The organism is Ruminococcus flavefaciens 007c, assembly GCF_000571935.1.
Lineage (GTDB): Bacteria > Bacillota > Clostridia > Oscillospirales > Ruminococcaceae > Ruminococcus > Ruminococcus flavefaciens_F.
In genome coordinates this window covers 99,362-120,617 of the sequence record NZ_ATAX01000016.1, presented here as the reverse complement: position 1 = coordinate 120,617, position 21,256 = coordinate 99,362, and the positions used below count along the sequence as shown (strand labels likewise).

Genomic DNA, 21,256 nt, shown 5'->3' with positions numbered 1-21,256 from the left:
GTACGAAAAGCCCCGTCAATGACGGGGCTTGTGACTTACTTGTCCATATTGAAACGCTTCTTGAATCTGTCAACACGTCCGCCTGTATCAACAAGCTTCTGCTTACCAGTATAGAAAGGATGGCACTTTGAGCAGATTTCAACCTTGATGTTTTCCTTTGTAGACATAGTCTCGATCACATTACCGCAGTGGCAGGTAATTGTGGTCTTCTTGAACTCAGGATGGATTCCCTCTTTCACGATTTTCACCTCTTTACAATTAAATTGTAGATCGTGCAGCCCATCATTTCCTTTAGACAGTAGTGCCGAATATACATTACAGTTATAAATTATATCACACTGTGCCGTGTGTGTCAAGCTGTTTCTGATTTTTTTTTATTTTTTAACTCTTGCTACTGTGTATCCGTCTATCTCTTTCACATCAAGTCCCATGACATCAAGGGGAGCGTCTTTCTTATTGAAGAATACGTAAAGGAAGTCTCTGTTGCCGTTTCCGCTTTTCAGATCTGAGTATTTCTTATCGGCATAAGATGTGAGTATGCTGTTGTCAGTGCGGGCAAGATAAAAGGAGCTGAGTCTCATATCCTTATTGCAGGCAAGCTCGGCAAAGTCGAAATAAAGCTTCATTTTGGCCTTATAGTCGGGGATAAGGGGAAGAAATACTATTTCTTCGGCTCCGTCTGTGAAATCGTCCCACTCAGCACTGCTCAGAGCGGTCGTATAGTTTTTGTTCCTCTCATCTGCCTGGCGTATCTCGTCGCAGTAATTCTGCATATCGCCCAGCTGAACAGCGACGCATAGAGTCAAAGCCGTGAAAAATGACTTCTTGTTGAGCTGTGAGCATATCCATAATGCGCAGGTCATGGTCATAAGGCAGGGGAGCCAGATAAACCTTCCCGATGAACGGAAAATACCCAGCTTGCACAGTACGAACTGAGGCAGCGGAATGGTGATCGCTATATCCTTGTTCAATGTTAATTTGTTGCTTGCTGCCCATAAAAATGCGGTCATGAATATGACGCAGAAAGCGATGACCTCTGTTTTCCGGGAACTGATGACAGCTGAGGCGTTTTTGAAAAAGCTTCCATCCTTGTTGCTTATCCTGCTGATGGTTATTATCAACGCCAGAAAGCAAAGTATCAGCATACCTATGCCGAGGTATCCGAAGCCTTCGTACTGGCCGTTGAAGTGCTCCAGAGAACGAAGGTATCTTGCCTTTCCCATGCTGTTGAAGAAGGCATTGAAGTTGGCGGAGAATATTCCGAAGCCGCCGTCAGAGTAACTGCCGCTGCTGTAAAATCCGCCTATTATCCACAGTGCAAGAACTGAAAAAACAGTGGAAGAGCCGAATGTAATCATTGCCTGTGCACGCTTTTTATCCTTGAATACCAAAAGTATCATGTATCCCAGCATGACGCAGTAGATCATGGGTATGAAGTAAAGGTGTATGAGCGATGCAAGAATACAGGTAACTGTCCACAGTACTACAGGGGTGAATCGGTGCTTGTATTTGCGGTCATGGTCAATGGTGAGTATGAGCGGTATTATTACCAGCCATATGGCTCCGAGAGCGTTGTGGTGCGTTATTCTCAGGAGCGTCGGCCAGAAAGCCGAATAAAACAGCGAGCCTGCCGATGTGAAGAAAAGGTTCTGTTTTATACGGGTGAGCAGCAATGCTCCGAAGCCGCCGCTGAGCATATAGCACATAAGTCCCCATATGCCGAAATATTGGAAGTTTTCAGGCAGTATAGGTGAAAGCAGCTTGAATATCAAAGCGAAAAGCGGTATTGAGTCCGTATACATACATGAGACCTTTTCATCCGCCGAGATACCTTCTATAAGGCCGACAGGAAAAGTCCACGGAGTCTTGCGGAAAAATACCCAGCCTACATAATGCTGTGTGATATCATCGTGCTGAGCAAAGATCCATTTTGTATTGACAGGGGAGATTATTCCTGTGCCGAAGATTACAATGAACACTGCGGCACCGAGCAGAGCTCCTGCGATAAAATATATGTATTTATTTTTCTTTGTTGTCATTTGTTGTTTGTCTCCTGTATTTGTTCATAGAGAATAAAATGATATAAAGGGGCAGACTAAATGCCTGCCCCCTGTTATAAATTATTTCATGCTCTGAGTGAAGTCTGCGTAGATCTTCTGCTCGATAGCCTCGGCTTCTGCCTTTGTAGGTGCCTTGGCTGTGATGTATGTCTTTATCTTGGGCTCTGTACCCGAAGGACGTACTATTGCCTTGCAGCCGCCCTCGAGGTAGAATGCCAGCACGTTTGACTTGGGAAGTGTAAGCTCCTTTATCTCGCCTGTAGCGATATTCTTGCAGGTGCTTGCCTTGTAGTCCTCAAAGCGCTCCACCTTCAGGCCGCCGATAGCGGTGGGGTGGTTGTTGCGGAGATCTGTCATGATCTCTTCCATATGCTTCATGCCGCTTGCACCCTCAAACTCAAAGCTGTAAAGAGTCTGGAGGAACATACCGTACTTCTTGTACATATTCTCGCGTGCCTGCATGAGAGTTATACCCTGTGTGCGGTAGTAAGCAGCCATTTCGCAGATGAGCATCGAAGCGTCAACAGCGTCCTTGTCTCTTACATAGCCGCCGGAAAGGTAGCCGTAGCTCTCTTCAAAGCCGAAGATATAACGCTTTTCCTCGCCCTTTGCTTCAAGGAAGCCGATCTGCTCGCCGATGAACTTGAAGCCTGTGAGTACATCTATGACCTTTACGCCGTATTCCTTGGCGATGAGATTTACTATATCAGTAGTTACGATAGTCTTGACTGTTACGGGATTCTTCGGCATTGTGCCCTTCTTTATGCGCTGCTCACAGATATACTCCAGAAGCATAGCTCCTACCTCGTTGCCGGAGAAGAGAGCATATCCGCCGTTGCCGTCGGGAACTGCTATACCTACACGGTCACAGTCGGGATCGGTAGCAAGGAGAAGATCGGGTTTAACTTTGTCACAGTAGCTGAGACCTACCTTGAGAGCCTCGCGTATCTCGGGATTCGGATAGGGGCAGGTAGTGAAGTTGCCGTCGGGATTCTCCTGTTCCTTTACGATGGTAACGTCTGTAATGCCGATGCGCTTGAGTATCTCGCGTACAGGCTTGTTTCCTGTACCGTTGAGGGGAGTATATACCACCTTGAGTCCGCTTGAAGCGCAGAGGTCTGTATTTATTCCCTCGGCAAGGACTCTCTGGTAGAATTCCTCGATAACATCATCGCCTATATAAGAGATAGTGCCCTTGGCAAGTTCTTTTTCAAAATCAGAAGTCTTAACTCCTGTGAAAACGTCCAGTGAATTGATCTTCTCGAGGATTATCTCTGCACCTCTGAGAGTGATCTGGCAGCCGTCCTCGCCGTAAACCTTGTAGCCGTTGTACTTAGCGGGGTTGTGGCTTGCTGTTACCATGATACCGCCCTGACACTTGAGTGCGCGTACAGCCCATGAAAGGCATGGAGTAGGCATGAGTTCTTTATAAATATGTACCTTTATACCGTTTGCTGCAAGTACCTCTGCGGCAGCCTTTGAGAATACGTCGCTTTTTATACGGCTGTCGAAGGAGATAGCTACGCTGGGATCCTTGTATTCCTGGTTGAGGTAATCAGCGAAGCCCTGTGTAGCGCGTCTTACTGTATATATATTCATACGGTTGGTTCCTGCGCCTATAACGCCTCTGAGACCGCCTGTACCGAATTCAAGATCACGGTAAAATCTATCGTTTATTGCTTCACCGTCGCCCTTAATCCCCTCGAGCTCAGTTTTAAGATCGGGATCTTCCTTGGCGTTTTTGCACCAAAGGTCATAAAGTTCCATTTCTGACATTAAAATAACCTCCTGAACAGATATATAGTTATTATAGCATATTTGAAAGGTTTTGGGAATAGCTTTTTTCATTGAGAGGGAAATTTTTATGTTTTAACAATTAAATAAACAGATATTTTAGCGAAATACAGGTGTATCAAGTGTGACATATCAATTTTTAATGATAGTATTATAAAAATATATATTACTGTTTGTATAACATGGAGCTTACAAAAAACAGCCCCGAAACTGCTTCCGGGGCTGACATTATTTAACAGGTGGATTTTTTTCAAGGCTTATGATACTTCAGGGAAGTATCAGTCACCGAAGGAAACGCCGATGTCACGGGCTGCAATGACCAGATGATTTTCTGTATCCACGAATTTGGTCCTGCCTGCGATGTCCTCGAGCTTGTTTGAGGTTATCTTGTTTCCAATCTTGGCAACTGTTCTTCCGTAGCGTTCCTTGGCTATGAGGTAGGCAGCGTGAACTCCGAACTGTGTTGAAAGTACGCGGTCATAAGCACTGGGAGCGCCGCCCCTGAGCATATGTCCTGGTACGCATACTCTTGCTTCGAGCCCTGTATTTGCCTGTATCTGAGCTGCAATACGGCTTGTGGCGGTGATTATGCCTGCCTCTGCACGTTTCTTTGCACGCTCCTTCTTCTTCATCTTAGCTTCGTTCACGTCGAAGGCGCCCTCGGCAACTGCCACTATAGAGAAGGTCTTTCCCGAAGCGCTTCTTGCCATTACGGCGTCGCATATCTTATCTATATCGTAGGGGATCTCGGGGATTATAATAACGTCGGCTCCGCCTGCGATGCCTGCATTCAGTGTGAGCCAGCCTGCCTTGTTGCCCATTATCTCGCAGAGAAGTACTCTTGAATGGCTGGCAGCTGTGGTATGAAGACGGTCAAGGACGTCAGTTGCGATGTCCACTGCCGTATGGAAGCCAAAAGTAACGTCTGTGCCGTAGATGTCGTTGTCAATGGTCTTGGGAAGTCCGATCACATTGAGGCCTTCATCCGAGAGAAGCTTTGAGGTCTTGTGAGTGCCGTTGCCTCCGAGAGTGAGGAGACAGTCGAGCTTCTGCTTCTTGTAGGTCTCTTTCATATTCTTGACCTTGTCAATATTGTCTTCACCGATGACCTGCATCATCTTGAAGGGCTGACGCTTGGTTCCGAAGATCGTTCCGCCCTGGGTGAGTATTCCCGAGAATACGGAGGGGGACATATCCTTGCAGAGATTGTTGATAAGTCCGTAGTAGCCGTTGGAGATACCGACAATTTCTACATTGTCCTCGCCGAAACGCTCGTAGCAGGCCTTTGCCACGCCGCGTATTGTAGCGTTAAGTCCCGGACAATCGCCGCCGCTTGTCAGTATACCTATTCGTCTTTTCATGTTAATGACCTCCGTTTAAAATATATTGGGCTGCGGTGTCAGCGTTTGCTGTTTCTGCCGCTGTAATCGTGCTTATCGTCAATATCGAAGAACTCCTGTATCTTTTCGGGTGGCATGGGTTTGCCGTAGAGGAAGCCCTGTGCGTAGTCACAGCCTGCCATACGCAGGATCGACTCCTGTACGTTGTTTTCGATACCCTCTGCGATAGTTTCTATCTTCTTTGACTTTGCTATTCTGATAACTGCCGAAACGATCTCATATGCGATATTGTCATGCTCGATGTCTGTTATGAAGGAGCGGTCGAGCTTCAGCAGAGTTATAGGGAGTATCTGCAGATAGCTCAGTGATGAGTAGCCTGTGCCGAAGTCGTCCATAGCGAGCTTTACTCCAAGATCACGAAGTTTGTTCATCTGATCTACGGCGAAGTCTATATCGCTGAGGGCGAGAGTCTCGGTGAGCTCCACCTCAAGCCACTGGGGATCCAGTCCCGAACGTGCCAGAGCTTCGAATACCTTTTCCTTCAGGTCGTTCTGATAGAAGTCGGATGAAGCAAAGTTGATGGACATAACGATAGGAGGAAAGCCCATTTTCTGCCAGAGTTTGTTCTGGCGGCAGCCCTCGTTGAGTACGAATTCGCTTATCCTGCCTATGAGGTGTGAGCTCTCGGCGATAGGTACGAAGACGTCGGGCTTTATTATGGTGCCGTCGGGTTTTATCCAGCGTATGAGCGCTTCCACGCCCATTATCCTGCCCGAAGCAAGGTCGATCTTGGGCTGGTAAAAGAGCTGTAGCTCGTTGTTGTCGATGGCAAGAGCCAGTGACTTTTCAAGCTCGGTATTGCCGATAATAGAGTCGTGCATACTCGGCTCATAGCCGCATACGCTGCCCTGAGTGCCGTCGCTGGACTTCAGTGCGAATTCGGCGTGCTCCATTACGTCGAGGAAGGAGTTTCCGTCCTCGGGCATTTTTGAATAGCCCGCCGAGCAGGACAGATTTATGGAGGCAAGCTCGTCCACAGCCAGCTTTGAGAACTCTTCCTGAATGGATTTTACGGTTCTCGTTGGCATTTCCTCATCGCCGTAGTCCCTGAGGAGGAGCGCGAAGTTGTCTCCGCTGATCCTTGCGGCAAGACCGCCTGGAGTAACGAATTTATAAAGGATATGTGCGAAATTCTTCAGTACATAGTTTCCGTTGCTGTAGCCGATAGTATCGTTGATGATGTGGAAGCGGTCGATGTCGAGGACTATGATCCAGAAGGAGTAGTTGAGCACCTTGCAGGAATCGTATATCTCCTGACCTGTTCCCACCAGCTTATTGCGGTTTGCGATGTCTGTGACCTCGTCGATATACGCAAGACGCTCGATGAGGATGTCCTTCTCATGCTCCTGTGTGACGTCGATAATGGCACCGCCGAAGAGGGGCAAGGTATTGCCTGTACCCGGGATAGACTTGAAGCGGTAGGAGAACCAGCGGTAAGAGCCGTCTGCGCTCTTGATCCTTATCTCGATATTCCTTATTTCCGAAAGATCCTTGCTGCGGATAGCGCCGTCAAACTGGATCCTGTCGTTGGGATGTATGAGCGAGCGGAACTCGTTAATATTGATTGAGCCCGTTTTCAGTCCAAGCATACGCATCAGCTCGGGAGAAGCACGGAACAACTTCCTGTCTGTACTCATAAGGAGTCCGATCTCGGCGAGCTCCATGGATGCGTGGAAAAAGTCGTTGGCGCTGGCAAGGTTTACCCTCATTTTCTTCAGCTCTGTGAGGTTGAATCCCGTACTGAGGTACACGGACTGTTTGCGGTACTTCTTTACGGGAGAGGTGCTCCATGCTATGGAGACCAGTGTGCCGTGGGGATTGCGGAAGCTTGATTCGTAGGAATTGCTGCCCGCAATTTTCATAAGGGCATTCTCGTCTGAAGAATTTATGCCGAAGGCTGTCCAGACAGCTTCCTTTTTATCCGAACGGTCAGCACTTATGCCCAGAAGATCCCTGAGCTTCTTGTTTATGAAAACATATGAGAAGTTATCCGACCAGATTATCATTTCGGTATTGAGATCCTCGATTATCTTAGTGATGTCCTTCTCGTCGATGGAAGTACGCTTGCTTTTATATATATAAGTAGAAATGGCAAGGATAAGTGTAGCGCATACCAGTGTACATACATATATAACAAGTGTTATCATTGCATATTGCGGCCTGAGTATACAGTAACCTATGACCAGAGAGCTTGCGGCAACTATGATAAGGGCAGCAGCAAGCGGATTGAAGTGACGTCTGAAGCCTGATCTTTTCTTCATAGAAACCGCCTCCCTTCTTATACAATTATCCAAAATTATTATAGCAAAAATAGCCTAAAAAGTCAATCGAAAATTAAAGAGCCCTAACAAATTTGATAAAATTGACGGAAAATAACAAGAAAATTTCACAGAATATACACTTTTATGTGATAAGATGTTATAATATAAAAGGAGTAAGGTTGACGACCGGCTTCATGTTTATTTATTATAAATATCAAGAAGATATTGAAATATCTTAACGGAGGTTTTTGTATGGCACATATTCTGGTTGTAGATGATGAAATAAATATAAGAAAAGTTGTACGCGAATATGCCGAATTTGAAGGCTTTGAGGTAACAGAGGCGGAGAACGGCATGGAAGCTGTGAATCTCTGTCATGACAATGATTACGACCTGATAATCATGGACGTAATGATGCCAAGACTGGACGGCTATTCCGCCTGCAAGGAGATACATAAATCAAAGAATATACCTGTTATCATGCTCTCTGCAAGAGGAGAGGAGTACGATAAGCTTTTCGGCTTTGAGATAGGCGTTGACGACTACGTTGTAAAGCCTTTTTCTCCAAAGGAGCTCATGGCAAGAGTCAAGGTGGTTCTCAAAAGGAATACAAGACAGGATGAACAGGTACAGCCCGATAAATATGAATTTGAGGGACTGGCAGTGGATATTGCCGGACGTGAGGTCTACGTAAACGGCGAAAAGGCTTCTATGACTCCCAAGGAATATGATCTGCTCTTCTATCTTGTAAAGAACAAGAATATCGCACTTTCACGTGACAAGCTCCTTGAAGAGGTATGGGGCTATGATTTCTTCGGCGATGACAGAACTGTTGATACACATATAAAAATGCTCCGCAACAGCCTCGGAGAGTACCGTAAATTTATCGTTACACTGAGAGGAATGGGATATAAGTTTGAAGCAGCAAATCAATAAGTTCCGTCACGTCGGGAACAGAATGCCGCTGAAATTCAAAGTGTGGCTGTATTTTATGCTGTTTATCGTGGCAGTATTCGGCCTTCTGTGGTTTTTTCAGATATTCTTTCTGGAAAATCTGTACGAGACAATGCGTGTATCTGCGTCAAGGAAAAGCATGGAGATCATTGACGATGCTTATGACAAGTACTGGCCGAATGACAAAGCTGCATTCTACAAGACTATGGACAGCGTTGCATCAAAGAATGATGTCTGCATAGAGGTTCTGGACAGGTACGGCAGAGAGATCAAGCCGAGCCATGTTCTGGGAGAATGTGTGCTCCACGGCAAGATGAATAAGAATCTGTACCTTATCAGCAAGATCAACGAGACAAATGACGGCGTTGTCAGCGGAACTATAATCAATCCGAAAACAAATGCGGATATGCTGGTATTCGGCTGTGTTCTTGGGGATACGTCTTCTCCTGACGGATATCTGCTCATAAATTCGGCTTTGGTGCCCGTAGGCGCTACCACTGACCTGATAAAGCGTCAGCTCCTGCTGATCACTGTGATACTGATACCTCTTGCATTTGCTATCTCGATATATCTTTCAAGGCGTCTGGCTCTTCCTATCGACAGAATAACTGCCTCGGCGGAAAACCTTGCAAAGGGCGATTTCAATACGAAATTTGACGGCAGGGGCTATCTGGAGACAAAACAGCTGGCAGATACCCTTACATATGCCGAAAAGGAGCTCTCAAAGGTGGATACCATGCAGAGAGACCTTATTGCCAATGTTTCCCATGATCTTAGGACACCGCTGACAATGCTGAAGGCATATGCGGAGATGATACGTGATCTTTCGGGAGATAATCCCGTTAAGCGCAATGAGCATCTTGAAATAATCATCAGCGAAACGGACAGACTTGCACTTCTTGTAAATGATATGCTGGATCTTTCCAAGCTGGAAAGCGGCAAACAGAAGCTCAATCCCTCTGAGTTCGGCATAAGCTCAAAGCTCAGCGAGATAATGGACCGCTTCAGGGGACTGTCCGAGAAGAACGGCTACAAGATAACCTTTACTCCCGATGAGGAACGCACCGTATACTGCGATGTGGTTAAGATAGAGCAGGTAATATATAACCTTATAAATAATGCTATCAACTACACGGGCAAGGATAAAAAGGTGTTTGTACGTCAGATCAATACGGAGGACGGCGTTATTGTGGAGGTGGAGGACACCGGCGACGGTATCGAGGAGGACAAGATAAAGCTCATCTTCGACAAGTATTACCGTTCCGAGAACCACAAACGCGAGGTTGTCGGCACAGGTCTGGGACTTTCCATCGTCAAGGCCGTGCTGAAAATGCATAATTATGACTACGGCGTGAGAAGTACTCTGGGAAAGGGGTCTACGTTCTGGTTCAAGATCAGTGATGTGAAAAAGCAGTGATAAAAGCAATATGGATAAATCGCAGCGGCAGGGAAGTACCTGAGTGCGTGACTGCGGTACAGGTTTTGACGGAACTGTTTCCGTTCCTTTGAACCTCATAAGAGTTATCCCAAAACCTGAAATGTAATAACAGGCGATAATTCGTAGGGGCGAATTTACAGAGAGTAGATTTTGGGTGGACAAACTCAAGATATATTATGCAATATCCATATAAAAGTACAAAAACTGTTGATAATATTGTTTACTGCCCGTTTAGATTTTTCACAAAAAATACATAATCCTATGCTATAATATAGTTGCTGAGGGAGAATATCCCGAAGCTGATTTTCATGGTAGTTTAATGTTTACCCCAACATTAAATTATTAAATCCCCAATAATCCCTATATCATGGCAGATGAGCTTCCTGAAAAGGAGGCTCATTTGTTTTGTGTACGTTTTTTTCCTGTATATGAGAAAATTCCTATTGACAAATATTGTCGAAGGGTGTATAATACATTCATAACCTTATCAAGAGCGGCGGAGGTAACAGGACCTGTGAAGCCGCAGCAACCCGACCTTTGAGTCGAAGGTGCTAATTCCTGCGGTTTTATCCGGAAGATGAGGAACGTTATGTTATCATGGCTTCTCGGATTGAGGAGCCTTTTATTTTTCAGGAGGTATTATTAATGAGTAAGTGCTTTTTTACATCCGAATCGGTTACTGAGGGACATCCCGATAAGATCTGTGACCAGATCTCCGATGCTGTTCTCGACGCTATCCTTGAGCAGGACAAGCTTGGACGCGTTGCCTGTGAGACTTGTGTGACCACAGGCATGGTGCTCTGTATGGGAGAGATCACAACATCGGCTGATATAGATATCCCGAAGATCGCTCGTCAGGTAGTTATTGATATCGGTTATGACAGAGCCAAGTACGGATTTGACGGCCACACCTGCGCTATTCTTACTTCCATTGATGAGCAGTCACCTGACATCGCTATGGGTGTAAATGAGGCTTTTGAATACAGAGAAGAAAACAGCGAGTCGGACGGTCTTTCCAATGGTGCGGGAGATCAGGGTATCATGTTCGGTTATGCCTGCAATGAGACTCCCGAGCTCATGCCCCTCCCTATCTCACTTGCTCACAAGCTCTCACTGAAGCTTACTGAGGTGCGCAAGGACGGTACTCTCCGTTACCTTCGTCCCGACGGTAAGTCACAGGTAACTGTTGAGTATGACAACGGCAAGCCGGTAAGAGTTGATGCAGTTGTTGTTTCTTCACAGCACTCTGCCGATGTATCTCTCGATCAGCTCCGCAAGGACATAGAGGAGTACGTTATCAAGGCTGTTATTCCCGCAGAACTCATGGACGGCAATACAAAGTTCTTCATCAATCCTACCGGACGTTTCGTTGTAGGCGGTCCTCAGGGAGACAGTGGCCTTACAGGACGTAAGATCATCGTTGATACATACGGCGGATATTCACGTCACGGCGGCGGAGCTTTCAGCGGAAAGGATCCTACGAAGGTTGACAGAAGCGCTGCTTATGCTGCAAGATATATTGCAAAGAACATTGTTGCTGCCGGTCTGGCTGACAAGTGTGAGGTACAGCTTTCATACGCTATCGGCGTTGCTAAGCCTATCTCGATCCTTGTTGATACCTTCGGCACAGGAAAGGTTGACGAGGAGAAGCTCTCAGATGCTGTTGCAAAGGTATTTGACCTTCGTCCCACAGCTATCATCGAGATGCTCGACCTCAGAAAGCCCCAGTACAGACAGCTTGCTGCATACGGTCATATGGGACGTGAGGATCTTGGCGTTGCCTGGGAGAAGACAGACAGGATCGACGCTCTTAAGGCTGCTCTTTCATAAGGAGGCTCATTATGACTGAGCTTGAGAACTATGCTGAGCTGAAGTTCACAAATGCCATGCTTCTCGATATTTTCAGCAGATATGCTACAAATTCCGAGCTGGCTGAATTCGTGGCTGATGACGGCTCTGTTGATATGAAATTCAAAATGATAAACGGAGTCATGGAGACTCCAAAGAGCTGCGAGCACGTGCTCAGTCTTATGTTTGCTCTCTTTGAGAGCAATCCCCAGTCTGCTGTGGGACGTATATATATGGCTCATCAGACGGAGATCCTCCGCGAGGTAGTATACCGCCTTTCGATGGTGCTTGAAAGCTTCAGCGACATCAGGCTGACAGTACATTCCGTGGCCCCTGATGAGGATGATCCCTCAAAGAAAAGGGCGACTCATACCGAATTCAAGCTCATTCAGAATAAGACTAAAACGGAGATAAAACAGTAAAATCAAAGCCCGAAGGCAGTTTGCGCTGCTTTCGGGCTTTTCGGTTTATTGTACATTGAACTTTTAATATTTCAATTCTTTCGAGAATACTTCCTTCTCTTATATAAATTATACAGGACCATTGTTAAAATGATACAAAAAAGCATATTAAAAATTCAAAACTGCATACGCTTATGCTTGACTTGATTTATTCACGGTGATATAATTACTATAGATAATTATGCGTACTTTGTACGGAATTGGAGGAGTAATATGAAATTCAGAAAACTTCTTGGCGGACTGATCTCCCTGACATTCTCTCTGTCAGCCTTTGCCGGTCTTGAAAATGTTGAACGGATAAAACCTTTGCAGGCTGAGGCAGCTCAGTCAGATTGGAAATTCGATTTCGGAGGCAGCGGAGCTGCCGGCGGGTTTACGGGAGTATCTGCCTCGGATGGATATAATTCTGGCAGAGGCTACGGCTTTGCACAGACATGGAACGTGGAAAATGTCAGCGCCGGAGGCAGCGGAGTGGTGGCAGATGCTGTAAAGTTCAAGGACGGCAGTTCGGGAAATACCTTCAATGTGGACCTTCCGAAGGGACTTTACGAGGTTAAGGTCACTACCGGAAATGCTCCGAGAACTACCATAAAGCTCGAGGGCATGGTTCAAATGATGAACCTCACAGGAAGAGGTGCTGTTGAGACTGTAAAGATTCCCGTTACTGACGGCCAGCTGAATATACAGGCTGTTGAGGGCATGAGCAACAGGGAACAGTCCATTGCCGCAGTTGAGATAACAAAGCTCAATGATACGGGAACTATGCCGCCTACGGTTTGGATATGCGGCGACTCCACCGTTGCCAATTACTATAACTGTGCGGATACCTCTCAGCACGGGTGGGGACAGTTCTTTGGCAGCCAGCTTCCCGCAGGAAGCTATGATGTCCGTAATATGGCTACCAGCGGACAGTACGCCAAGGGCTTTGTGGACGCCGGACAGTTTGCTCCTATTGAGACCTACGGCAAGGCAGGGGACTACTATATCATTTCTATCGGAATAAATGACGGAAATTACTCCAATAAGGAAGAATACTATGCGACAGTGACAGATATGGTCAAAAAGTGCAAGGCAAAGGGCATGGAGGTCGTACTTGTCAAGCAGCAGGGCAGACGCGGCGACCTTACCCGCAGTCCCTTGCTTACGGGACGATGGTTCGGCGATAAGCTGGATCAGGTCGGCAGCGAACAGAATGTCAGGGTCGTGGATCTCTTCACAAAGTGGCAGGATTTTGGACTATCTGTGGGATATGACGGTATGGCTTCATACTACGCCATAAAGGCTGACAACACAGGAGATGATCTTCATCAGAGCAAGATGGGCGCTCAGAAGATCGCCGAGATAATGCAGCAGGAGCTTCAAATAGGTGAAAGAGATTATATCCACCCAAAGGAAGATGTCAGCTATATGTTCAGGAACGTGAACAGCGGCCTTTATATGGAAGTGGCTGACGGCAGCACAGCAAGCGGCGCCAATGTTCAGCAGTGGGGAGCATCATCGTCTCAGCCCCATAATACATGGAAATGCGAACAGGCTACGGGAGATTACTTCTATATCAAGCCTTCGAACGCTGATCTTTACCTCTATGTGGACAACGGCAGCAAGGATAACGGTGCAAATATTGTAGTTGCCGACAAGAACGGCTACAGCGACCAGTTCTTCAGATTTCGCGACAACGGTGACGGCACAGTGAGCATTCTTACAAGAGCTACAAGGGACGCTTCCGCAGTGGAGGTCGCCAGCGCTTATACAAATAACGGTGCAAATATCCAGCAGTGGGAGGTAAACGGTCATAACTGCCAGAAATGGGAAATGATCGAGGTACAGGATGTTGTCGTTACCACCACTACCACTACTGCTACGGTCACCACAACTACAACTGTCACGACCACTGTGCAGTCTCAGGAGCCTGTTCTCGTTCGTTATCCCGGAGACGCAAATCTCAGTGATTCCGTAGATCTTTCGGACGCTATCCTCATTATGCAGGCGCTTGCAAATCCGAATAAATACGGCGTTGATGGAACGGATCCCATGCATATCACCAGACAGGGCTATTCCAACGGCGATGTTGACAAGGACGTTGTGGGACTTACAGCCAATGACGCTCTTTTCATACAGAGATACCTGATCGGTCTTGAGACTCTGCCTCCCAAGGAGTATGAGCAGCCTGCACAGACCACAACAGTCACGGAGACCACAACAGTTCCCGCGACTACAGTTTCCACCGAGCCTGTGAAGTATTTCGCAGCGGATCAGCAGTGGAACAAAGGAATTACAGAGACTGTCAATGCAGGCTATACAAGGCCGGACGGTTATGTGAACCTTGATAATACCATAGAAAGCAATATCTCCTTTACAGTCAATGTACCGCAGGACGGCAACTATATGACGCATATACGCTTTGCAAACGGTGTTGAAAGCGACCGTAAAATGAAGATATTCGTAAACAACGATATAGATATCTGCTGGATGCAGTCCTTCCCCGGAACAGGTTCATGGTCCGACTGGAAGGAATACGGAATAGTTCTTCCCCTTAAGGCAGGCACCAACAGTATAATGTTCCAGTCGGCTATGTCTGAGGGCGGACCGAATTTCGACTACATCGAGCTCATTCTTACGGACGAGCCCTATGCTGAGATATATGATCCTTCAAAGGAGCCACAGACCGTAAGCGGTCAGCATATGCTCTATATCGCAGGCGATTCAACTGTACAGAACTACAGTGCGAGATATGCTCCTCAGCAGGGCTGGGGTTATTATCTCCAGAACTACTTCAACAGCAATCTGACTGTTTCAAATCACTCAATAGCAGGAAGAAGCACCAAGAAGTTCTACAATGAGGGAAGATGGCAGACCATTGCCGACAGTCTCAAGTCGGGCGATTTCGTAATGATACAATTTGCCATAAACGATGCGGACAAGACGAATGAGGACAGATACTCTCCTTTGTGCGGTAATGTGGATAATCCCTCGTACGGCTCATACGAGTGGTATATGACAGAGTTCATCAAGTCTGCGAAGGAAAAGGGCGCAACTCCCATACTTGTTACTACTACCATCGGTATGAAGGCTTATTCAAATGGCAGATTCGTGAACACCTATACCGACTACAACTCTGCCTGCTACAATCTTGCAAGGAAGTACAGCATACCCTGTATAGACCTGAATACCCTTATGGTAAACCATTACAACTCCGTAGGATATGATACAGCCAAAAGCTATCACCTTATGGGAGCTGTTGCGGGTTCCACAGACGGTACTCATTTCTGTGAAAAGGGTGCGGATGTAGTTGCGGGACTTGTTGCGGGAGAGGTAAGAAATCAGAATATCAGCGGACTTGCCGCATATCTGAAGTAAACGATATAAAAACAAAGGCTTCACATTCGTGTGAAGCCTTTTCTTTTCGGGATATTCTCCCGTATTATTCGATGGTTACTTTCTTCATTACCTGAGGAGTCGTGGGCTTGTCGTTGTAGTCTGTGGGGCACTCTGCGATCTCGTCAACAACGTCCATTCCCTCTATTACCTTACCGAATGCAGCATAATTGCCGTCAAGGTGAGGAGCGTCCTCGTGCATAATGAAGAACTGTGAGCCAGCGGAATCAGGCATCATTGAACGAGCCATTGAGAGTACGCCTCTTGTGTGCTTGAGGTCGTTCTTTACGCCGTTTGCTGCGAATTCACCCTTGATCTGCCAGCCGGGACCGCCTGTGCCGGTGCCGTTGGGGCAGCCGCCCTGGATCATAAAGCCGGGGATAACTCTGTGGAAGGTGAGTCCGTCATAAAAGCCCTGCTTTACCAGTTTTTCGAAGTTTTCGCATGAGATAGGCGCAATATCGGGATAAAGCTCTATCTTGATCTTCTTTCCGTTTTCCATTTCGATGATTACCATGTTTTTTTCCTCCGTAAATTTATACTTGCAGCTTTGTCAGTCAATGACAAGCGTAACATCATATTTCGGCTCTACATATTCGTATGTAGTGGTCTGTACCTCAGAGCTTGGCGTTTCTCCCTTGCTTTTAGCGTATTCTTCAAGTATTGACAGGGTAGTAGTAGGCATATTTGCTTCTTCGGGAGAAGTAACGGGGATAGTCTCAACGACCTCTCCGAGCATATTTGTAACAGTTTCATACTCTATCTCTGTGGACTCCTCCGAGGATAATTCTTCTGAGTAGTAATCGGTATAATTATCCGTAAATGCCTGATCTGTAACAGGATGTGTGGTCACGAGATTGTTTCTGTTTTCGTTTTTTCTTGTCTCTGCAACGCTTTTGGCGCAGGATCTGCTTGCCATGAGCACCATTATAAGTGCTCCGAAGCCTATTGCGATAGCAACCAATGTGCTGAATTTCATAACATTCTCCCTTCGTCGGCATAAGCCGGGAACAGTTTACACATATTATAATCCAAACGGGACGAAATGTCAAGTGAGCCTCAGGCTGTTTTTATCAGCTTCAGACTGTAGATAGTGACGCTGGTATAGTCCTTGCCGCCCATGAACAGAGCAAATTCGCCGTCGGAAACATCATCGGGACAGATGAAATCAGCTTCGAAGGGAGTTTTTTCTCCCTTGGATACAAAAGTTCCCCTGAAGTAAATCCTTGAGCCGTCCTTGTTTCTTACCTCCACTGGAAGGCTGCTGCCCTCGGGAGCTGTGGCGCTGAAGGAGAGGTTATACTTTCCGTTCTTTTTCAGGCCGATGGGGGAGAGAACTGCCTGTACATCATTGGCATCACTGCCGCCTGTCACCACGTTTACCCAGAAGGAACGGTCATATTCCGAGAAGTATGTTGCTGCGTCGGCGCCAACCTTCTTGTCAAGAGCTGCGGTGAACTCTGCATCTGCCGAAACGTCGAGACCTACCTGGTCCGACTCTCTGCCGATCATACGGCATATCTTATCGGCAAGTACTGCTGCGGCCTTCTGCTGAGTAGTGTATGTGGGGTGCCAGTCGGAGCCGAGGCCATCGCTGTTCATATCCTGAGTTGCGGAGAGATAGGCGGTTATCCTGTCACCCATGCTAGAGGTTCTGCGGAATTGCTCCACTGCGTCTTCGATATATGGGAACATCTCCGAACAGCCCATAGTGCCGACAGTACAGATTATAGCTGCTTCGGGCTGAGCCTTATGTATCTTTGCAAGGAGTTCAACGTACTTTTCCGTGAACTCGGGGCCTCTCTTTTCGTAGTCCTTGCTCACATAGGTATTGTCGTTGGTTCCGAGATTAACCACGACCACGTCAGCGGGGCGGGAGCTGTGATTCCAATGCACCTTGAAGCTGCCCTGAGCCGCTGCATAGTCGTAGCAGTCGCCAAGAAGGCCGCTTGTATTCCTGCTGCCGTCTGAGGAGTATGCCGAGACGACTCCGTAGCCGCTGTAGCAGGCTGTACTGTATTCTGCGCCCAGCTTTTCGGCAGTAAGGTAAGCATAGGACTTCATAAAGTTTTCAGTGGAGGTCTTGAAGCCCTCATACTGATCCTTGCCCTCTACGCCGTATGCACAGGTTATGGAGTCTCCCACGAATTCAATATAAAGATCTTTTTCCGGAGTGGGTGCAATGGGAGTGACAGAGTCTGAATTAACCTTTATTGAGCTCACGCCCACAGCTCCGTTATTGGCTTCGGAGAGATGTATTACCTTTATTTCTGCGTCTATGGGAGTATCAATGTCAAAGACGGTGATCTCCTTTTCGCTTTCCGAGAGACATTCTGTCATTACAGGATCGTTATTTACAAGTATGGCATAGCGCGGACGATGGTCGGCGTCGTTCTTTTCTGAGCCGTCACCCTTGAGGGTTATAGTTACGGATCGTGCACGGCTTACGTTGAATTCTACTGCTCCGCCGCTCTGTACCAGCCATGCCGTGCCCTCCGAGAATACATTGCGGTTGACCATATTAACGTATTCCTCTGTGGGAGCGACAACTGTATCCTTGAATTCACCCGAGGAGAATGTGAAAGAGCGTCTCATGGCTACCATGTCGAATATGTCGCATACACTGTCGCTGTTGAGGTCAGCACTTCCCACGGCGGACTTGCCCAGCAGGAAGCTTCCCAGAGCATTAAGCTCCTCGGGGGTGTATCTTATAGCTGACGAAGAGGTATTTCCCGCGGCTGTAACAGCCAGTGCGGCCGTGAGGGCTGCCGCAATGCTTTTTTTCATATTCCCTTCTCCTTTACTATGTATTAATTCAATTATACAATGCGGCAAGTGGATAGTTCAATAACATTTTGTAAAATCGCGGCCGGGCGGAGCGGCTTGTTTAAAGATGAGGAATATTATTGTAGAATAGCGGTTACTGTTGACATATCATTAAAAAACGAACAGCTGCGTAAAGAGCATAAAATACAGGAGCATCGCATATGCTTTATCGGGAGGAGATATTATGCAGAGCAGAGATATGGATACAGAAAAATACAAGCAGGAGCTTATGAAGCTCTATGGCATGCGGAACGTTGCTGATAAGCCCGTAGAACAGAACAGACAGACCGCTGACGCTCCCGATGATACGGCATATTCCGAGTTTACTGATGAAAATGGCACTGAGGATTACAACAGCCGCTATCCCGAGCCGGATCTTTCGGGACTTGACACGGATGCGGGAACTGTCACAGAGGAGGACAGCGTGCCTCCTGAGTATTATTCTGAAGCATTTATAGACAGTGAAAAGGGCTATATACTGGTGAATGTGCGTACCGGAGAGGATTCCTCGGCGGTGTCGGGGGCTGCTGTGAGCGTAATTGCGGTAGTTGACGGGAAAAGACTCATCCTTGCTTCGGGACTCACCGACGAGAGCGGAGTTTCTCCGCGATTTGAGCTGCCTGTACCTGACAGCGTTCATTCCGGTACTCCCGATCCCTCTGAGAGACCTTACGCACTCTTTGATGTCACCGTTACCGCGGAGGGCTTTTTCAGGGCGAGAAGTGTTGATGTTCCTGTGTTTTCCGGCATAACCTCAGTCCAGAACTTCAACCTTATCCCCCTGCCGCTTATGATGAACAGCGCCGACGATACGGTGACATATTACAATGCTGAGCCGAGCTTCGGCAGCGGAAAGGAGTGAGATATGCTCACAGGCACTCCGTTTATACCCGAGACCATAACCGTACATCTGGGCTATCCCGATTCGGGAGCGCCCGATGTGACGGTGGGCTTTGCTTCATATGTGAAAAATGTGGCTTCCAGTGAGATATACCCCACATGGCCCGAAAATGCTCTCCGTGCAAATATTTATGCCATTGTTTCTTTTGCGCTGAACCGTATTTATACGGAATGGTACCGCTCAAGGGGCTATGATTTCGATATTACCGCGACAACTCAGTTTGACCAGAAGTTCATCAACGGCAGGGAGTATTTCGAGAATATCAGTTATCTTGTTGATGAGCTTTTCAACGACTATATAAGGAGGAGCGGAAGTATCGAGCCTCTTTTCACGTCCTTCTGCAACGGCACTACCACTACCTGTGCGGGACTTTCCCAGTGGGGGACTGTGAGTCTTGCCAACAGAGGGCTTACTCCGTATGAGATACTTCAGTATTACTACGGCGAGGATATAGACATAGTGAAGAACGCTCCCGTGCAGACAGCTATGCCTTCATATCCCGATATAGAGCTGAAGAACGGCTCCTTCGGCAACGAGGTGAAGTATATACAGGTGTGGCTCAATCGTATATCACGGAATTATCCTGCTATACCAAAGATACCTGCGGCAGACGGCGTGTTCGATACTCCCACTGAGGCTGCGGTGAGAAAGTTCCAGCAGGTGTTCGGCCTTGAAGTCACGGGAACAGTGGACGCTGCCACATGGTACAGGATAACCTATATCTATACCAGTGTGAAGCGGCTGGCTGAGCTTGATTCCGAGGGAGTACGTTTCGATGAGATCTCGCCTCAGTTTGCAGAGGATCTGCACATAGGTATGCAGTCGATAGAAGTGAGTATGCTGCAATACTACCTTGCGGTCATCGGAGCTTATTACGAAGCGGTTATACCCGTGGAAATAACAGGCTATTTCGGCGAGCAGACGGAGCGCTCGGTGAAGTCCTTCCAGAGGGTGTTCGGGCTCCCTCAGACGGGCATTGCCGACAGAGCAACAAGAAATGACCTTTACAGAGCTTATCAGGGTATAGTCGAGAGCGTTCCGCCTCAGTATACCTCCGTTGCACTGTATCCGGGCACAGTTCTCCGTGAGGGAGCCAGCGGAGACTCCGTGAAGATAATACAGCAGTACCTGACCTATATAAACAGGAGCTATTCCGATATACCTGCCGTAAGTGACACAGGCTATTTCGGACCTCTTACCAAGCAGTCCGTGACAGCTTTTCAGCGACAGTTCGGTATAGATCCTACGGGTATAGTCGGCGCTGTAACATGGGACAGCATAGCGGGAGTATATTCCGATTTACGCTATGGCTTTGACAAGCGTCCATATCAGAACCCCGGCTATACCATTAAGTAAAATGCGGAGCGCATGACGTAATGATTCTGCGTTTATCAGAGGGAGTGAGCTTATGCCATATACAGAGGAACAGAAAAAGGAACATATCCGTGAGCTGCGCACCATGCTCTACGGGATATCACTGTGCAACAGCAGGATACCGTATGTGCTGCCCTACGGCAGCTATGACAGCGAAACCCGCATGGCTGTGGAGGCTTTCCAGAGGGAGTACGGACTTCCTGTAACGGGAGATACCGACTCCGCCACATGGAACAGGATAGCATCGGTATACAGAAACTGTCTTGACGGAGCTCCTGCGGCCTATCATGCATTCCCGTCGCGGAGCTTCAGTACAGCAGAAGGTGACAGCGGTGAGCTGGTATACATTATACAGGCAATGCTCGGCAAGGCTGCCGAGTGGTATGACAATATGCCGAAAGTATCGGTATGCGGAGAGTTCAATGACAGTACGGCTGCTGCGGTAAGAACCTTTCAGGGCTTCTGTGGGCTTGACAAAAGCGGTTGTGTAGACTGTGCTACATGGAATATGCTGGTGCATTTTCTTGAGGCTAAGGGCTGAATTATGGCTGAAAATCGGGAGAA

16 protein-coding genes and 1 riboswitch are annotated in these 21,256 nt (G+C 47.4%); of the genes, 8 read left to right on the top strand and 8 right to left on the bottom strand.

Translation table 11 applies throughout. From position 1 onward, the window contains the following. Positions 1-35: 35 nt before the first annotated feature. The 5 genes from rpmE to RF007C_RS16335 form a co-directional block, all read right to left on the bottom strand. Positions 36-239, bottom strand: coding sequence for a 50S ribosomal protein L31 (rpmE, locus tag RF007C_RS04900; RefSeq protein ID WP_019678077.1), 204 nt, complete (start codon positions 237-239; stop codon positions 36-38). A gap of 135 nt (positions 240-374) precedes the next feature. Further along, positions 375-2,039: a DUF6311 domain-containing protein gene (locus RF007C_RS04895; protein ID WP_037297745.1), complete on the bottom strand. Its 1,665-nt coding sequence runs from the start codon at positions 2,037-2,039 to the stop codon at positions 375-377. An 81-nt stretch (positions 2,040-2,120) separates the two neighbouring features. Beyond that, positions 2,121-3,836, bottom strand: a complete 1,716-nt coding sequence (locus RF007C_RS04890; RefSeq protein ID WP_037297741.1) for a phospho-sugar mutase — start codon at positions 3,834-3,836, stop codon at positions 2,121-2,123. Positions 3,837-4,132: 296 nt separating this feature from the next. Further along, a complete protein-coding gene (locus RF007C_RS04885; RefSeq protein ID WP_019678074.1) occupies positions 4,133-5,215 on the bottom strand; it encodes a 6-phosphofructokinase in 1,083 nt (360 codons plus the stop codon). A gap of 38 nt (positions 5,216-5,253) precedes the next feature. Further along, complete coding sequence (locus tag RF007C_RS16335; RefSeq protein ID WP_051456519.1) at positions 5,254-7,515, bottom strand: putative bifunctional diguanylate cyclase/phosphodiesterase; 2,262 nt, start codon at positions 7,513-7,515, stop codon at positions 5,254-5,256. 252 nt (positions 7,516-7,767) lie between these two features. Here RF007C_RS16335 and RF007C_RS04875 point away from each other — a divergent pair, with 252 nt between their 5' ends. The 5 genes from RF007C_RS04875 (at position 7,768) to RF007C_RS04855 (ending at position 15,573) form a co-directional block, all read left to right on the top strand. After that, positions 7,768-8,451, top strand: coding sequence for a response regulator transcription factor (locus RF007C_RS04875; RefSeq protein ID WP_019678072.1), 684 nt, complete (start codon positions 7,768-7,770; stop codon positions 8,449-8,451). 22 nt (positions 8,452-8,473) lie between these two features. Then, on the top strand, positions 8,474-9,886 hold the full coding sequence (locus tag RF007C_RS04870; RefSeq protein ID WP_037297953.1) for a sensor histidine kinase: 1,413 nt from the start codon (positions 8,474-8,476) through the stop codon (positions 9,884-9,886). 502 nt (positions 9,887-10,388) lie between these two features. Beyond that, positions 10,389-10,491: riboswitch (SAM riboswitch) on the top strand. Positions 10,492-10,552: 61 nt separating this feature from the next. Further along, entirely contained in the window at positions 10,553-11,737 is a 1,185-nt protein-coding gene (gene metK / locus RF007C_RS04865; RefSeq protein ID WP_037297738.1) for a methionine adenosyltransferase, read from the top strand. 11 nt (positions 11,738-11,748) lie between these two features. Further along, a complete protein-coding gene (locus RF007C_RS04860; protein WP_037297735.1) occupies positions 11,749-12,177 on the top strand; it encodes a hypothetical protein in 429 nt (142 codons plus the stop codon). A gap of 252 nt (positions 12,178-12,429) precedes the next feature. Next, positions 12,430-15,573, top strand: a complete 3,144-nt coding sequence (locus tag RF007C_RS04855; protein ID WP_037297732.1) for a GDSL-type esterase/lipase family protein — start codon at positions 12,430-12,432, stop codon at positions 15,571-15,573. Between the two features lie 64 nt (positions 15,574-15,637). Here the strand turns inward: RF007C_RS04855 and RF007C_RS04850 are convergent, their stop codons facing one another. The 3 genes from RF007C_RS04850 to RF007C_RS04840 form a co-directional block, all read right to left on the bottom strand. Beyond that, positions 15,638-16,108 (bottom strand): peptidylprolyl isomerase, encoded by a 471-nt coding sequence (locus RF007C_RS04850; protein ID WP_019678068.1) that lies wholly within the window; start codon positions 16,106-16,108, stop codon positions 15,638-15,640. A 36-nt stretch (positions 16,109-16,144) separates the two neighbouring features. Then, positions 16,145-16,570 (bottom strand): hypothetical protein, encoded by a 426-nt coding sequence (locus RF007C_RS04845; RefSeq protein ID WP_037297729.1) that lies wholly within the window; start codon positions 16,568-16,570, stop codon positions 16,145-16,147. Positions 16,571-16,650: 80 nt separating this feature from the next. Further along, positions 16,651-18,378, bottom strand: coding sequence for a GDSL-type esterase/lipase family protein (locus tag RF007C_RS04840; protein WP_037297726.1), 1,728 nt, complete (start codon positions 18,376-18,378; stop codon positions 16,651-16,653). 223 nt (positions 18,379-18,601) lie between these two features. Between RF007C_RS04840 and RF007C_RS04835 the strand changes: the two genes are divergently transcribed. The 3 genes from RF007C_RS04835 to RF007C_RS04825 are packed head-to-tail and all read left to right on the top strand — an operon-like array spanning position 18,602 to position 21,233. Continuing rightward, the gene (locus RF007C_RS04835; protein WP_242836272.1) at positions 18,602-19,279 is read left to right on the top strand and encodes a carboxypeptidase-like regulatory domain-containing protein; all 678 of its coding nucleotides are present in this window, start codon (positions 18,602-18,604) and stop codon (positions 19,277-19,279) included. Positions 19,280-19,282: 3 nt separating this feature from the next. Beyond that, entirely contained in the window at positions 19,283-20,674 is a 1,392-nt protein-coding gene (locus RF007C_RS04830) for a peptidoglycan-binding protein (protein ID WP_037297721.1), read from the top strand. A gap of 52 nt (positions 20,675-20,726) precedes the next feature. Beyond that, positions 20,727-21,233: a peptidoglycan-binding domain-containing protein gene (locus RF007C_RS04825; protein ID WP_037297718.1), complete on the top strand. Its 507-nt coding sequence runs from the start codon at positions 20,727-20,729 to the stop codon at positions 21,231-21,233. The last annotated feature ends 23 nt before the right edge of the window (positions 21,234-21,256 follow it).